Here is a 16,732-nt window from a genome sequence, read left to right on the forward strand (position 1 = left end):
CACTTTTCAAGCCCTTTAGTTCGGAAAACACTGATCGATCGCTATCATATTAATTTTTATGACAATTTTCCTTTACCGCAACACAACTCCCTTACCGTGGTAGGGTTGGAAAAAGTTCTGATTCCCTGTAATTGCTAAATTTATCATGTTTATTTCCCCTGATTATCTCCTCCCAAATTGGCAAAACGCCTTAACCGAACTCGCCAGCAGTGGACGTTTACTCACCGCCGCCCAAGAGGCTCTACAATTAGAAACGATTCCAGACTCCCTATTTGACCAACGAGGCAGCGATCGCGTGGTTAATGGTACGGTTGACCTGGGTGCAGTAGAAGTTCAAGATGAAGATCCTGGCAATGAACTTCCAATCACGAATGAACCCAGTGCAGATGAGCAGTATTTACTGGAACTAATCAATCGGATGCGAATCAATCCCAGTGAGGAGCTAGATTTATTGCTGAACGCAGGTAATCCTAATGTTGATAATGCCATCAGCTTTTTTGAAGTAGATATTGAGGAGTTACAAAGTCAGTGGAGTTCCCTAACCTCTGTTGCTCCCCTTGCTTGGTCAGAAGTTCTCAAAGAAGCTGCCATTGGTAATAATGACTATCAAGTTAGTATTGATGGTACAGGACACGCTCCTAACTTAGGACAACGTTTTACAGATGCGGGATATAATTTTTCTCGAGCGGGAGAGAATGCCTTTGCTCAAGCCGATTCAGCATTTCAAGCTCACGCTGCCTTTGCAATAGACTGGGGATTTACACCCACTGGGATTCAAGATCCCCCTGGTCACCGCAATAGTATTATGAGTGACAGCTTTCGAGAAGTTGGCTTGGAAGTGAGAGAAGAAGATAATCCAGAGACTGCTGTTGGAACAGTGATTGTCAGCCAAGAATTTGGGAATCGCTCCGATTTTGGTAGTCCTCGATTATTGGGAGTGGTTTACAACGACGGCGCGATCGCGGATGATGATTTTTACACACCAGGAGAAGGCATCAGTGATGTTGTCATTACTGTAGCTGATCAGACTGACTCCAGCAACATCTTTACTACAACCACTCGGGAAGAAGGAGGCTATCAGATTGAGTTACCCAGTGGCAGTTATGAAGTGACATTCAATGGTGACTTTAATGGGGATGGTGAAGAGGACACCTACAATGATGTTGTCATCATAGAAGCAGAGAACGTTAAGTTGGATGTTGATAATGATGTCCAAGGTGATGAAAATCAACCGCCAACCATTACTCCAGAATTCTTTGGCATCAATGCTGACAGTCCAGTGGGAACAGTTATCGGAGAAGTGACGGCAACTGATCCCGATGAAGACGAGTTGACGTTTGAGATTACCGAAGGTAATGAAGACCTAGATGGTGATGGAGAAGTTGCTTTTACCATCGATGAAAATGGAGAAATTACCGTCAACGATACCGACGATCTTGATTTTGAAAGCCAGAACAGTTTCATGTTTGGTGTCACAGTAACCGATGAAGAAGGACTGACTGTTACAGAAATGATTACTGTGAATTTGGAAACAGAACCAGAAGACCCATCTGTTCTTAGTGCTGTCGATGATTTGGTCTTCGGAACTTCTAATAACGACACCCTCAATGCGGCTGATCAAAATAATCTTTACACAGGGAATAACCAAATCACCTTCACTGGCGCTGGGGAAGACCTTGTTGATGGTTCGATCGGGGGAGATGGTTCTAACCGTAATTATGGTGGCAGCAATGCTGATGAATTATTTGCAGGGAACAACGATCGTCTTTTTGGAGAAGGCGGTAACGACACCCTAGATGCTTCTCAAGGAACGGGTAATAACCGACTTTATGGAGGCGACGACAATGATGATCTCATTGCAGGAAATAATGATTTACTAACAGGTGGGAATGGAGACGATCGTCTTCTCGTGCGACAAGGCGGAAACAATCTTCTGATTGGCAATAGCGGCGCTGATCAATTCTGGATTGCTACTGATGAAATTCCCAACTCTCCTAACACCATTACCGATTTTACATCAGGAGAAGACGCGATCGGTTTTGGTGGTTTCCCAGACCTTTCTTTTAATGATCTCATTGTGAATCAAAATGGAGAAAACACAATCATTGGTTTAGAGGCTAACAATCCGATCGCTGAATTACAAGGGGTACAAGCCAATACCTTAACCGAAAATGACTTTGTTTTTGCAGCACAGTCTCCCCAGTAGGTTGGGTGGAGAGTAGCGAAACCCAACACCAATATTTGTTATTTGTTATTTGTTATTTGTTCACTGGTCACTGGTCACTGGTCACTGGTCACTGATCACTGGTCACTGGTCACTGGTCACTGATCACTGGTCACTGGTCACTGGTCACCGGTCACTGGTCACCGGTCACTGGTCACTGTAAAAGATCGCATCTAAATCTAAATACCAATTCTCAATCACCTGCTTAGAAATATGCTTCCCTCTCGTCTCAATCAGCATTTTTGCCATCTCCTTGCTGTAGCATTCAGAATCATCCCCGACCGTTTCCTAGATGGTTCAGGCGACTGCATAAACCTCCTGTTCCATGCGAGTCAGCCGTAAGCGTTCAATCGTCATTCCCAACAATTCTGCTGCTTTCGACTCCGATATCTTCTCTTGTTCTAGTGCTTGCCAAACTAAGCTAGAATATCGCTGATTAAGGGAAAAATCCTCGGCTTGCAGTTTTGGTTCCAGTTCAATGTCTAAAGCCCTTGTCCTTTGCGATATCGGATTAAATTTTGCGCGATCGCGTCTTTCATCAGAAGCAACCATAACTTTAGCTCTTACATTTTAGCCCAATTTTCAATAACCCGTAAAATATATTTTACATTCAAATCCTGCCATTATTGAGGAGAGTGTTGGTTAGGAGCGCGATCGCGCTAGACAGTAAGGCAATAAGAGTGGTTTGGCTAGTTGATCAAAAGGATAACGTGAACAACGCGATCGAGAAGCTGAAGAACGTGGAGAAGAGGGTACACAACGAGAAATTGCAGCTAATCTCCTTAGTATGGGTATGGGAATTGAGCAAATTGCCCAAGCCACCGGTCTTTCTCCTGAAGAAGTGACGAAAAGACAGTGACCAGTTAGCAACTTGCCGAAGGGTGATCAGTTACCAACGAATAACAAATAACAAATAACAAATAACAAAACAATCGCGCCCCCTCTCTCCAACCCCGATCGCGCACTTTTTCAGGAAGCACTCAATCATTTATAATCGTTTAGTTGGTTCATCGCTCCTGATTTTATGACTCGTTTAATCCATGACAAATTTGCTAAGGATTATTTTGAATCTCTCCTCGAACCCTTTGGCTTGAACAGTGATCAGTTACCAGTGACCAGTTACCAGTAAACTGTGATTAGCGATCAACTAGGGAAGAGCGTGTTGCCTCTCATGGATGAGAAGACTTGTCCCATGCTTTGATGGAAAAGGATGAAAGCGTTTTTCCACCATTTAAGTTTTCCCCGAGAGTAATCAGTAATTGATGAGTAGTTCTTGTTTCCATCGGAGTCAAGAATGGTAACTGGTAACTGGTAACTGGTCACTGCTTACTGCTTCCTCGTCTCCCAGAAACGCTTTGGTTAAGAGTTTTAGGAAGAGACAGAGTTCAAAAAGAAGCAATTGATGAATTGGAAGCCTTGAGTGAAAAAAATCCCTTTCGTCAAAGGGCGCTGGAACTGCTCTATACCCTGCAAAAGGGTTTAAAATCAAAGCAGGACATTGAACCAGAGGATAGGGAATTAATTATGAGACTAGAACCTCTTTATCAACAAGAACGTGAACAACGCGATCGAGACGCGGAAAAACGTGGTGAAGAACGTGGTGAAGAACGTGGTGAAGAACGTGCGAAAAAGCGATTTGCCCAAAAACTTTTGAGTAAGGGAATGGAAATTGAGCAAATTGCTGAACTAACTGAACTTTCCCCAAAAGAGATTACTAAGCTGACCAACAATGATGAGTAGTTTAGTAGCGCGATGTCGCGAAGCGACCGCTCTTCGAGCATCGCGCTCCCTCCCTCAAACCCGATCGCGCCCCCTCTCTCAAGCCCGATCGCGCCCCCTCCCCCAACAGCGATCGCACCCCGAACTAGAATTTCTTACCCCAATCATTTATAATCATCTAGTTGGTTCATCGCTCCTGATTTTATGACTCGTTTAATCCATGACAAATTTGCTAAGGATTATTTTGAATCTCTCCTCGAACCCTTTGGCTTGAACAGTGATCAGTTACCAGTGACCAGTTACCAGTAAACTGTGATTAGCGATTAACTAGGGAAGAGCGTGTTGCCTCTCATGGATGAGAAGACTTGTCCCATGCTTTGATGGAAAAGGATGAAAGCGTTTTTCCACCATTTAAGTTTTCCCCGAGAGTAATCAGTAATTGATGAGTAGTTCTTGTTTCCATCGGAGTCAAGAATGGTAACTGGTAACTGGTAACTGGTCACTGCTTACTGCTTCCTCGTCTCCCAGAAACGCTTTGGTTAAGAGTTTTAGGAAGAGGTAGAGTTCAAAAGGAAGCAATTGATGAATTGGAAGCCTTGAGTGAAAACAATCCCTTTCGCCAAAGGGCGCTGGAACTGCTCTATACCCTGCAAAACAATTTAAAATCAAAGCAGGAACTCCCATCAGAGGATAGAGAATTAATTATGAGACTAGAACCCCTTTATCAACAAGAAAAGGAAAAACTCGTTCGAGAAGCCCAAAAGCGGGGCATGGAAATTGGTGAAGAACGTGGAGAAGAGCGTACACAGCGAGAAATTGCAGCTAATCTCCTTAGTATGGGTATGGAAGTTGAGCAAATTGCCCAAGCCACCGGTCTTTCTCCAAAAGAGGTGATGAAACTGATTAACCAAAATTCTGATGACCAATGACCAGTTACCAACAAATAACGAATAACGAATAACGAATAACGAATAACAAATTATGAGATTAGAACCCCTTTATCAACAAGAACGTGAACAACGCGATCGAGAAGCCCAAAAGCAGGGCATGGAGATCGCGCAAAAGCGATTTGCCCAAAAACTTCTGAGTAAGGGAATGGAAATTGAGCAGATTGCTGAACTAACTGAACTTTCCCCGGAAGAGATTACTAAGCTGACCAACAATGATGAGTAGTTTAGTAGCGCAATGTCGCGAAGTGACCGCTCTTCGAGCATCGCGCCCCGAATTAAAATTCCTTCCTTCAATCATGTCTAATCGTCTGGTCAGTTTGGGGAGCAACTTTTTAAACTGGTGTTGCTAGAGAAGAGTATTAACTTTTATTACGATTTCTCCTTCACTCCAACACAATTTCTTCCTGATTTCACAAGTTCAATCCATTTCCCTGCAACGGTTACAACCGCTCTCTCAATGATCAGCAGTGAGATTAAGCATTGTAAAAAACTGATTTCAACTGCATCAATTCTCCTTTTCTCCCTCAAAAAACCGCCACAAGGGAAACTCAAGCCTTTATCTCTCCCAACTACGACAAAGCCAAAAATTCGGGAGGTTCGTCGCCATAAAATCGCTCAAAACTCCATTTGCAGGAGAAGTGAGCCGATTTTTCTCTGAGAAACTCTGAGTAAAGTTTGATGAGTGTCAGTGATCACAATTACGATCCTGTTACACCATCAGAACCACTCGAATTTGCTACCTTAGTGACGTTGGTTGAAAACACTTTTGATGCCCCCGCAATTGCTAAATTCATCATGTCTATGTCTCTTAACCCTTTATTCCTAACTTGGGAAAACGCCTTAACCGAACTCGCTACCAGTGGACGTTTACTCACCGCCGCCGAAGACGCTCTACAATTAGAAACGATCCCAGACCCCTTAACAGAATTAATCAAGCAATGGCAAACTGGTGATTTTTCCCAACTGCCAGCAGTGGAACTCTTATCCTATGAGTCCATGTCTGGCGCAATGGGTGCTTATGCCAGCAGTGGGGAAACGATTTATCTCAATCAAGACTGGTTAGCGACAGCCAGCGAAGAAGATGCGTTGGCGGTTTTGATGGAAGAGTTAGGGCATCATTTGGATCATGTTGCTAATGAGAGGGATACTCTAGGGGATGAAGGCGCGATCTTTGCCTCTCTACTGCAAGGAGAAGGGTTAAGGGATGAGTTGCGAGAAGAAGATGATCGCGCTACATTGAACCTCGACGGCGAACTGGTTACGGTAGAACAAGCAGAATTTGAAGTTACAACCGCAGAAGATGGCAGCGTTAGTGGAACTTTAAGAGGAGAAATTGTTCGAGCCAATGCCATACCAGGAACAGATACCATCACCTTTGATGGTAGCCTAGCAGGTGAAACCATTCTTCTCAATGAGGCACTAAATATTACTGATTCCTTAATCATTGAAGCTTCAGAGACAGGAGGAATGACCATTGATGCTCAAGGGAATAGTCGCGTTTTTTTAATTGATGATGGAAACTCCCAAAATTCTATTAGAGTTAGCATGGATGGCTTAACAATTATCGGCGGTAATACAGAAGACGGCGCTGGTATCTTTAACCGTGAAACTGTAAACCTAACCAATACAACCATCTCTGGCAATTCCGCTTCTGATGATGGGGGGGGGATTTTTAACGAAGGAACTGTAAACCTAACCAATACAACCATCTCTGGTAATTCCGCTTCTGATGATGGAGGGGGGATTTGGAGCAGAGAGACTATAAACCTAACCAATAGTATTATTGCTAATAGCACCGGTGGAGGAGATGTCTACAACTATTATGGTAGGCCGGACGTAAATACTTATGGTGCAAATATTGTCGAAGATGGTAGTGTTCGCGGTGCTGTCCAGATTGACCCTAACCTTTCTCCCTTACAGGATAATGGTGGCGGTACTCTCACCCACATTCCCCTAGAAGGCAGTTTAGCCATTGACTTGGGCGATAATAGCGTTCTTCCTGCCGACACTCAAGACATAGACGGGGATGGCGATGTTGAAGAACCCCTTCCCTTTGACCAGCGAGGGTTAAACCGTGTTATTGGCGATGCCGTTGACTTAGGGGCAGTAGAGACGGGTAACAATGGCGGTGGTGGCAATCAAGCCCCCGTTGCTGAAGATGATACCGCAAGCACTGGGTCTAATACCGCTTTAAGTCAAAACGTTCTCAGCAATGACAGCGACGCTGAGGGAGATTCCCTCACTGTCAGCGCCGTTAATGGCGAAGAAAGTAATGTCGGCACCGAATTTGAACTTCCTTCTGGGGCGCTGTTAACCCTTAACGCTGATGGTAGCTTTGAATATGACCCTAATAACGCCTTTGACAACCTCGCGGAAGGAGAAACCACCACCGATCGCTTTAGTTATACCGTCTCCGATGGCAATGATGGCACTGACACCGCTAATGTTGCCATTGATATCACAGGCGTTCCCGTTCCCAGTTTTAACCTTGATGTTGACAACAATGGCGTGGCTGATCCCTTTACCGATGGTCTGACCATTTTCCGATTTTTAGGCGGGCTGAATCCCGAAACTTACGAACTCGCCAGTGATGCCGATCGCAGCGTGACGGCAGTACAAGAGTTTCTCTTTGGCGGTGAAACCTTCTTGGATGTTGACAACAATGGCGTGGCTGATCCCTTTACCGATGGTCTGACCATTTTCCGATTTTTAGGCGGGCTGAATCCCGAAACTTACGAACTCGCCAGTGATGCCGATCGCAGCGTTGCGGAAATACAAGAATTTTTACAGCCCTTCCTAGATGCGGTGTAAGGAAATCAACTCCGAAAGCAGACCTTAAAGAGAAGAACCCAATCAACACCAAATCCAGTTGTCTGATTTTAACATTTTAGAATTTAACTACCGAGTGATACAACTGAATCAATTAAACTGGCGAGATTTCTTAAGACAAGATAAGGAACAAATATAATGGCACAACAAATTATTACAACCGAAGAATTATTATCTGTTATCAGTGGTCAAGACTTAGCGACAATTGTTGTTGAATATAGCACAGAAGACCCACTCAATTCTCCAGCGAGAGGTTTAGGTTTCAAACTTCATTATGATTCAAGTCAGTTACAATTTGAAGACTTTAGCGATGTGTTTACTTTTGGCGCACAACCACAAGATTTTACACAATTAGCCCCTCAAGATGATAGAAATGATTTAGATAATAATCCGCAAACGGATCAAGTAATTAGCTTTCTTTATGCTGATCCCGATGTTTTTAGTAATCCTAGCGCCACTTTAGATTGGCCCCTAGCAGACAACAATATCGACAGTTTACCTGTTTCTCTTTTTGCGGTAAATTTCGATAGTAGTAATCTGGAAACAGAAACAGTTGTTAATTTTACCCTCTCCCAAGTTCAAGAGGGATTTGATAATCAAAGGAATGAAATCCTTTCTACAACCACTATTATTCCTGATAATTCTAACCAACCACGACAATTAGTGATTCCTGAATTAACAACGCCAACGGTTCAAGCTAATCAAGATTTTGAGGTTAATTTAGCCTACGAGATTGAAAACCTGAATCCAGAGATTACCGCAAGAGGATTAAATTTTAGACTTCATTATAATTCAGAACAAGTAGCGTTTCAGGAACTAACAACTGTTTTCGATTTTGGAGGACAAGGATTAGAAGAAACTCAAGATCAAGAAGATACGCAAGATTTTGATGGTGACAGCAGCACTGATCGAATTTTGACTTTTTTGTATTCTGATCCACAAATCTTTTCTAATCCTAATGCTGAATTAAATTGGCCCCTCAATGAATCTAATACCACTGCTGAAGATTTACCGTTAGATTTAGTCACTGTTAATTTTGAAGCCTTGGGACGTTTCGATCGATCAACGCTTAATCTCACTTTAGCCCAAGTTCAAGAGGGATTTGATAATCAAAGGAATGAAATCCTTTCTACAACCACTATTATTCCTGATAATTCTAATCAACCACGACAATTAGTGATTCCTGAATTAACAACGCCAACGGTTCAAGCTAATCAAGATTTTGAGGTTAATTTAGCCTACGATATTGAAAACTTGAATCCAGAGATTACCGCAAGAGGATTAAATTTTAGACTTCATTATAATTCAGAACAAGTAGCGTTTCAGGAACTAACAACTGTTTTCGATTTTGGAGGACAAGGATTAGAAGAAACTCAAGATCAAGAAGATACACAAGATTTTGATGGTGACAGCAGCACCGATCGAATTTTGACTTTTTTGTATTCTGATCCACAAATCTTTTCTAATCCTAATGCTGAATTAAATTGGCCCCTCAATGAATCTAATACCACTGCTGAAGATTTACCGTTAGATTTAGTCACTGTTAATTTTGAAGCCTTGGGACGTTTCGATCAATCAACGTTTAATCTCACTTTAGCCCAAGTTCAAGAGGGATTTAATAACCAAAGGAATGAGTTAGTTAATTCTCTAGAAATAGAAGCAGTGCTTGGAAATCCTCCAATTGTAGAAAATTTCCTTGATAACATAACTCTCACTCAAGGAGAACTCCCCGACCCCATCAATCTTTTTGACACCTTTGAAGACACCGAAGATGATGATGCTAATCTTACCTATACAGTCGTTGAAAACACCAATTCTGAGTTAGTAGAAACAGCCCTCGACACGGAAAGCGGTGAACTCAACTTGATTCCTGCGACGGCTGCAGGTAGTAGTGAGATTACGATCGAAGCGACAGATAGTCAAGGGTTAAGAGTTAGAGAAACATTCACCCTGACCATTAACCGACAAAATGGGAAACCAAGCATTAACGCACCTCTAAATGAAATCACCCTGACTCATGGAGAAAACCTTGATCCGATTAACCTGTTCGACACCTTCCAAGATGACCAAGATACAGACGAAGAACTCAAATTAACCGCAAACAGTAGCAATAAAAATCTGGTTCGCACCGCCTTAGACTCCAATACAGGAAGGCTATTCCTGCAATTCCCCTCCACACGCACAGGAACCAGTGAAATCACCGTTAGAGCGAAAGATACCAGTGGATTCACCACCACCGAAACCTTCACCGTCACCGTTAACCCCAGTGGCGAAGCCATCAGCCTCGAAGAAAATAACGACACCTTAGAAACCGCCAGCACCCCTCAACTCAGCCCCAACACCCCCAACCTCAACCTCGCTGGCGAAATTGGCGACAACAATTTCGGTGATCAAGATATCGACCTTTATCGCCTCGAACTGCAAAAAGGCGACCAACTCACCGCCGACATCAACACTGATGATAACTCCTCCCTCGACTCCTTTTTAAGACTCTTCGACAGCTTTGGACAACAAGTAGAACGCAACGACGACAGCCAACAAGGGGAAAACGACTCCCTATTAGAATTTAGTGCTGACACCTCACAAACCTACTATATTGGAGTCAGTGGCTTTGGTAATGACCAATACAAACCCAACTTAGAAAACTCTGGTAGTAAAGGAGACACTGGCAGTTATAACCTCGCCCTCACCCTCACCAGTACCGCCAGCGAAACCCCCAACGATACCATTTCCCAAGCCATCGCCACCAGCGCCTTGATTCAAGAAAACGGGCAATTTCAACAACCTGGCTTCCTCGGCGACAACAGCACCCTTAATAACCCCAACCTCGACGTTGACTTTTACGAAATTCAACTGACTCAAGGGGAAACCGCCACCATCGACATCGACACCACAGAAAACAGTCCCCTCAATCCCATCCTACGCATCTTCAACGCCACTGGTGGTAACGTTCCCAACGGCTTCAACGATAACGCCAAAGCCCCAGGTGAACAATTAGGAAATGACCCCTATCTCGAATTTACCGCCCCCTTTAGCGGCACCTATTATGTCGGAATCAGCGACCAAGCCAACGACCTGTATAGCCCCTACAACCCCGAAAGTGGACAAAGTCCAGGGGCAACAGGTGCGTATGAAATCAACATTACGCAAGATGTTTCCCGTGAAGATAGTCCCCCCGAAGCCTCTCCCAACGACACTCTCGACACCGCCACCGCCTTGTTAGTGGGAGATGAAATTCAAGGGAATATTGGCGATAGAACGGAATTTGTCACCGTTCCAGGATTAGACGTTGACCTTTACACCCTCACCCTCGAAGCTGACCAAGCCATCAACATCAACGCTAACCCCACATCTCGCCTTGACCCCATCCTACGCCTGTTCAATGCCAACGGAGAAGAAATCGCCTTCAATGACGACATCGGAGATAGTAACAACGCCCGCATCGACTTCCGCGTTCCCGACAACGGCGACTATTTCCTCGGGGTTAGCGGCTTTGACAACAGCAACTATAATCCAGAACAAGAAGGAAGCGGTGCGCCCTTTGCCAGTACAGGAAGTTACCAACTCATCGTTACCGAACAAGAAACGCCCGAATTAGAAGCAGGAGAAGAAGAAGAAAACGACACTCTAGACACCGCCACCGCCACCAGTTTAACCGCAGACAGCCTCGGTAGCCTCAAACAAACCAACGCCATTGGCAATAATCCCAATTTAGAAGAAGCAGGATTAGATGTAGATATCTTCCAAGTAGAACTAGATACTAATACCCGTCTCACCGCCGAGATTAACACCGAAAACTTCAACAGTGACTTTGACTCCCTCCTCCGTGTCTTTAACAGTGAAGGAGAACAACTCGACTTTAATGATGATGAAAGCAGCGACAATTTAGACTCCCAATTAGAATTTATCCCCACCGCAGCCGGAACCTATTATGTCGGAGTCAGTGGCTTAGGGAATGAAAAATATAACCCCAAGACAGTCAGTAGCGGTAACGTTGGCAGCATCGGAGATTATGAAATTGAACTTCGCCTCAATGAAGTCACTCCCCAAGAAAATCCCACCAACGAAACCCCCGAAACAGCAAGCCAAGTCAACTTAACCAATAACCGCTTTAGCACCAATGGTGTAATCGGTGACAATACTAATGTTGAGGTCGATCGAGACTTCTACGAAATTGACTTAGAACAAGGAAGCATCCTCAATATAAGAGTGAACGGAGACAACCTCGAAAGTTTCGTCCGTCTCTTCAACAGTAAGGATGAAGAAATTCCCCTCGAATATGAAGCGGGAGACTTCCCTCACCCCAGCCTCAACTTAACCATTCCCGAAGACGACACCTACTTCCTACAAATCAGCGCCTTCGATAACAATGAAGACGGTATCCCAGACGATAGCATCGGAGACTATCGCCTCAACCTAGCCGTCGCACCCCCTCCCCTTGCCGCCCAACCCCCCGTCGAAGAAATCCGACCCACCGCCAACAACGATCGCTTTCGGGCTGCCTCCCAGCGCACTGCTATCTTTAATGTTTTGGGAAATGACAGCGCCAACGATGACCAAGGCTTTCTCGAAATTACTGACTTCACCGCAACCACCGAAAAAGGCGGAACTGTTGAACTCGATAACCAGTCGCGGTTAAGATACACTCCCAACCCCGACTTTGGAGGCGTTGATACTTTCACCTACACCGTCGCCAATGAAAGTGGTGGCTTTGACCAAGGCACAGTAGAAGTCAATGTTAATCGTCCGCCAGAAGGCGCAAGTGTTCAAGTTGAGTTGGATGTGCGTTCCGTTCCTGGAAAAGAAGACCAACTCAATGACGGCTTGCAAATCGGAGAAGAGTTTATCGTTGATGTTCGTTTTCTCGATCGCGTGAACAGCGAAAATCCCTCGCAAGCGGTGCGTTCTGGGTATGCCGACCTTCGATTTAACCCGAATCAGTTGCAAGTCGTCACCGATACCGACATTGATAACGACCAAATTACCGACGGAATCATCCGTTATCCAGAATACCCAGGAGGTCGTAAAGGAACCGTCCGCAACGCAGAAGGATTAGTCGATGAAGTGGGAGGTTTTTCCATATCACAAGACCCACCAGAAGCAGAAAACCGCATTTTCAGTCTTCATTTACAAGCAATAGGAGGAGGAAACACCGCCCTCTTCGCCAGTGAAGCGGGACAACAAATCGGGTCAGCAATTACTCTGTTTGATACCTTCATCACCGACCAACGCAATCAAACTAACTTCCCAGAAATTGATATCGCCACCGTCACCAACTCCGAAACAGTGGAAAGTGCCTTCCCAGTGAACCTCGCCAACAATAATGTAATCGAACAGGGCGAAATCTCAGGAGTACAAGGGATAATCGAAGCCATGCAAGTGAACATTGACTTTCAAGACTTAGCAGGGAACTCCTTAGAAGATGTCGCTGTGGGAGAGGAGTTTAAGATTGTTCTCTCTGCGGAAGACTTACGTCCAGACGGTCAACAATTAGGAGTGTTTAGCGTCTTTGCCGATGTCTTCTATGATACGGTTTTGATTGATGTCACCGAAGCCGAATTAGTGGGAGATTTTGCCTCCCCCGTCTTAGAATTACCCACAGCAGTGGAACAGGGTTCAGGAGAAGGATTAATCGATGAATTGGGGGGAACGAAAGAGAACTTTAATCCCGTCAGAAGCGGCAGTCAAACCTTTGCCGAATTAACCGTCACCGCCAAAGCGCCTGGACAATTAGATGTGAGTACCAACGCCCCAGAGGGGAAAACCGCGAAAAATACACTGTTTGGGGTGGATGTAGAGGTGACAGAGGGGACAGTTTACAGCGAAAAACGCCTCGATATCCTCGGTGAAACAGAAGAAGGGAATCCTGATTTAGTGATTACAGAATTTGACGCAGTTGTTGATCATGTATTGGGAGGAGAAACTGAGGTCAATTTGACAGTGGAAAATCAAGGGGATGGAACGTCTCCAGGTTTCCAAGTGGAAATTCTTTACTATACCGCCGATGATCTAGGGGAATTAGAAGAAGAAGAACCAATGGTGGTGAAAACTCTGGCTTTTGAGGAGTTAACAGAAAGCAGAAGTGAAACCGCAGCAGTGTCTCTACCAGTAGAGGTAATGTTAGCAGAAGCGTTAGAAGATGATCCTTCAGTGTTTGGGGAAACCGTTCCAGATGAGGGCTTCTTTGAGTCGAATAATATCGACTATTTAGGGGTGCGCCTGGTTAATAGTGAGAGTTCTGGGGAAACTACAGAAGAGTTTACGAATAACGGTGTGGATGGAACAGAAGGGGTAAATGTGGATGATATCGCTTATTTCCCCTGGGATGTGGTTAATAATAACGGTGATGGCGTGATAGCTGGAGAAGAAGATGATTTAATCAGTGATAGACAAGTGACTCCTGTCGATGCTAATTTTGTGTTTGAGAACATTGGTGAGGTGATTACCGATGAGGTGGTTGAGTCTCAGCAAGTGGGAACAGAAGGCTTAGATTTAAGTCGCATTGATTTAGATTTAGATGGGGCGATTTCTCCCGTAGATGCGGTGCGTGTGGCTAATCGCATCGGCTATGAAATCAATCCTAATATTTTTGAGGAGAGTGTTGGTTAAGTTGATTAAATTTCCTATTCTGAGGTGGTATTGAATCAATTTAATGCCCAACCCCCGACTTAGAAAATTGGCTTCCTAGTATTTAGGGCTTCCTGAATAAAACTGAAACCCTTACCCAATAAGGCTTTAAGGTTCTTAACCCCTCAAAAAGGTGCAAGGAAATTGAACGCTCAATAGTCACGCACCCTGCATCAAAACTTTGAAATCTTACCTCTTACCTCTTGCCTCTTACCTCTTGCCTCTTGCCTTTTGCCTTTTGCCTTTTGCCTCTTGCCTCTTGCCTTACTACACCAACTAATTAACTTTTTCAGCAAACCCTATTTATTGGATTGCAGAAGGATTGAGAACTGCCAGGGAGAATTTCTCATGTGGTTATGAACCATACTCTCTCTGGTTCGATGCGATGACATCAACGGGCGCGATCGCGCTTTTAAGTCCTAGTTTTCCCGTTGCAATTCTTCTCAGCAGTTTAGCTTTATTTCGTCTGATTAGTATTAGCGCCGAAGCGATCGCTGCTGGGCTATCTTGGGGGATCAAATTGATAATTAATCATTAAACTTTAGCACTTTTCAAGCCCTTTAGTTCGGAAAACACTGATGAGGCTCAAACCGATTTAACACTCGATCGCGCCCCCTCCCTCAAACCCAATCGCGCCCCCTCCCTCAAACCCAATCGCGCCCCCTCCCCCAACAGCGATCGCGCCCCCTCCCCCAACAGCGATCGCGCACCCTTCTCAAACCCCGATGTGGCAAAGCTACCGCTCTACGAGCATCGCACACTTTTTCAGGAAGCACTCAATCATTTACAATCATGTAGTTGGTTCATCGCTCCTGATTTTATGACTCGTTTAATCCATGACAAATTCGCTAAGGATTATTTTGAATCTCTCCTCGAACCCTTTGGTCAAATTAACTCACAGAAACGAGTCTCCGCAGAAGACCAGTATATTGATGTTTGGTTTGAACCCGCACCCGAAAATTTAGAGGAACTCAAGGAGTTAGGCGTTCTGGGGAGGATGGCAACTACTCCCTCGATGTTTGAACCCTATCGTAATCCTGTTACCCCTGAGCAAATTGGCGATTGTCTTCTCAAGTTGCTGTTAGTCAGAACACAGATGAAACGACAGGCAAGACGAAAGGAATCTTCTTTGGCTGAAGAAAGTGTTCCTAGATTATGGATTTTAACCCCAACTGCTTCTTCAACCGTGTTGTCTGGATTTAACGCTATGCAAACACCTGATGAGTTAGAGGGATTTTATACGTTAGGAAGCTCACTGAGTACCAATATCATCGTCATTCATCAACTTCCTCGTACAGAAGAAACGCTTTGGTTAAGAGTTTTAGGAAGAGGTAGAGTTCAAAAGGAAGCAATTGATGAATTGGAAGCCTTGAGTGAAAACAATCCCTTTCGTCAAAGGGCGCTGGAACTGCTCTATACCCTGCAAAAGGGTTTACAATCAAAGCAGGACATTGAATCAGAGGATAGAGAATTAATTATGAGATTAGAACCGCTTTATCAACAAGAAAAAGAAAAACTTGTTCGAGACGCTGAAGAACGTGGAGAAGAGCGTACACAGCGAGAAATTGCAGCCAATCTCCTTAGTATGGGTATGGAAGTTGAGCAAATTGCCCAAGCCACCGGTCTTTCTCGGAAACAGGTGATGAAACTGATTAACCAAAATTCTGATGACCAATGACCAGTTACCAACAAATAACGAATAACGAATAACGAATAACAAATTATGAGACTAGAACCCCTTTATCAAATTGAACGTGAACAACGCGATCGAGAAGTTAAACAGCTCACGCAGCGAGAAATTGCGGCTAATCTTCTCAATAAAGGAATGGAAATTCAGGAGATTGCCGAAGCGACTGGTCTTTCCCCGGAAGAAGTGACGAAACTGATTAACCAAAATTCTGATGACCAATGACCAGTTACCAACAAATAACGAATAACAAATTATGAGATTAGAACCCCTTTATCAACAAGAAAAAGAAACACTCGATCGCGAAGCCCAAAAGCGGGGCATGGAAATTGGTGAAGAACATGCACAAAAGCGATTTGCCCAAAAACTTCTGAGTAAGGGAATGGAAATTGAGCAGATTGCTGAACTCACGCTTGCTTTCCCCAGAAGAGATTACTAAGCTAACCAACAATGATGAGTAGTTTAGTAGCGCAATGTCGCGAAGTGACCGCTCTTCGAGCATCGCGCCCCGAATTAAAATTCCTTCCTTCAATCATGTATAATCGTCTGGTCAGTTTGGGGATCAACTTTTTAAACTGGTGTTGCTAGAGAGTAGTATTAACTTTTATTACAATTTCTCCTTCACTTCAACACAATTTCTTCCTGATTTCACAAGTTAAATCCATTGTCCTGTAAAGATTAAAACTCATTCCCAAA

The 16,732-nt window shown here is 44.2% G+C and carries 14 protein-coding genes; 12 read left to right on the top strand and 2 right to left on the bottom strand.

Annotated elements, in window-relative coordinates; all coding sequences use genetic code 11:
* Positions 1–145: 145 nt before the first annotated feature.
* Positions 146–2,206, top strand: coding sequence for a cadherin domain-containing protein (locus DACSA_RS13900; RefSeq protein ID WP_015230371.1), 2,061 nt, complete (start codon positions 146–148; stop codon positions 2,204–2,206).
* Between the two features lie 315 nt (positions 2,207–2,521).
* Here the strand turns inward: DACSA_RS13900 and DACSA_RS13905 are convergent, their stop codons facing one another.
* Positions 2,522–2,776 (bottom strand): hypothetical protein, encoded by a 255-nt coding sequence (locus tag DACSA_RS13905; RefSeq protein WP_041235499.1) that lies wholly within the window; start codon positions 2,774–2,776, stop codon positions 2,522–2,524.
* Between the two features lie 972 nt (positions 2,777–3,748).
* Here DACSA_RS13905 and DACSA_RS22255 point away from each other — a divergent pair.
* From DACSA_RS22255 to DACSA_RS13940, 6 genes are all read left to right on the top strand, one after another.
* Positions 3,749–3,964, top strand: a complete 216-nt coding sequence (locus DACSA_RS22255) for a hypothetical protein (protein WP_232225096.1) — start codon at positions 3,749–3,751, stop codon at positions 3,962–3,964.
* A complete protein-coding gene (locus DACSA_RS13920; protein ID WP_156800804.1) occupies positions 3,954–4,151 on the top strand; it encodes a hypothetical protein in 198 nt (65 codons plus the stop codon). The genes DACSA_RS22255 and DACSA_RS13920 overlap by 11 nt, the downstream gene beginning before the upstream one ends.
* 496 nt (positions 4,152–4,647) lie before the next feature.
* Positions 4,648–4,872, top strand: coding sequence for a hypothetical protein (locus DACSA_RS22260; protein WP_232225097.1), 225 nt, complete (start codon positions 4,648–4,650; stop codon positions 4,870–4,872).
* 52 nt (positions 4,873–4,924) lie between these two features.
* On the top strand, positions 4,925–5,116 hold the full coding sequence (locus tag DACSA_RS13930; RefSeq protein ID WP_041235502.1) for a hypothetical protein: 192 nt from the start codon (positions 4,925–4,927) through the stop codon (positions 5,114–5,116).
* 572 nt (positions 5,117–5,688) lie between these two features.
* The gene (locus DACSA_RS13935; protein WP_156800806.1) at positions 5,689–7,704 is read left to right on the top strand and encodes an Ig-like domain-containing protein; all 2,016 of its coding nucleotides are present in this window, start codon (positions 5,689–5,691) and stop codon (positions 7,702–7,704) included.
* A 156-nt stretch (positions 7,705–7,860) separates the two neighbouring features.
* Complete coding sequence (locus tag DACSA_RS13940; protein ID WP_015230373.1) at positions 7,861–14,331, top strand: pre-peptidase C-terminal domain-containing protein; 6,471 nt, start codon at positions 7,861–7,863, stop codon at positions 14,329–14,331.
* Between the two features lie 191 nt (positions 14,332–14,522).
* On the opposite strand, the gene DACSA_RS22620 is transcribed toward DACSA_RS13940, so the two are convergent.
* Complete coding sequence (locus DACSA_RS22620) at positions 14,523–14,645, bottom strand: hypothetical protein (protein ID WP_269544605.1); 123 nt, start codon at positions 14,643–14,645, stop codon at positions 14,523–14,525.
* An 89-nt stretch (positions 14,646–14,734) separates the two neighbouring features.
* Between DACSA_RS22620 and DACSA_RS20855 the strand changes: the two genes are divergently transcribed.
* The 5 genes from DACSA_RS20855 to DACSA_RS20860 all read left to right on the top strand — a co-directional run bounded on the left by DACSA_RS20855 (position 14,735) and on the right by DACSA_RS20860 (position 16,624).
* Positions 14,735–14,887 (top strand): hypothetical protein, encoded by a 153-nt coding sequence (locus DACSA_RS20855; RefSeq protein WP_198007570.1) that lies wholly within the window; start codon positions 14,735–14,737, stop codon positions 14,885–14,887.
* Between the two features lie 189 nt (positions 14,888–15,076).
* Positions 15,077–16,027, top strand: coding sequence for a hypothetical protein (locus tag DACSA_RS13945; protein ID WP_232225098.1), 951 nt, complete (start codon positions 15,077–15,079; stop codon positions 16,025–16,027).
* A gap of 45 nt (positions 16,028–16,072) precedes the next feature.
* Positions 16,073–16,261, top strand: a complete 189-nt coding sequence (locus DACSA_RS13950) for a hypothetical protein (RefSeq protein ID WP_041235503.1) — start codon at positions 16,073–16,075, stop codon at positions 16,259–16,261.
* Between the two features lie 31 nt (positions 16,262–16,292).
* Complete coding sequence (locus DACSA_RS13955) at positions 16,293–16,475, top strand: hypothetical protein (protein ID WP_015230375.1); 183 nt, start codon at positions 16,293–16,295, stop codon at positions 16,473–16,475.
* 11 nt (positions 16,476–16,486) lie between these two features.
* Positions 16,487–16,624, top strand: a complete 138-nt coding sequence (locus DACSA_RS20860; protein ID WP_156800807.1) for a hypothetical protein — start codon at positions 16,487–16,489, stop codon at positions 16,622–16,624.
* Positions 16,625–16,732: the final 108 nt, after the last annotated feature.

It is taken from the genome of Dactylococcopsis salina PCC 8305, from assembly GCF_000317615.1.
Taxonomy (GTDB): Bacteria; Cyanobacteriota; Cyanobacteriia; order Cyanobacteriales; family Rubidibacteraceae; genus Halothece; species Halothece salina.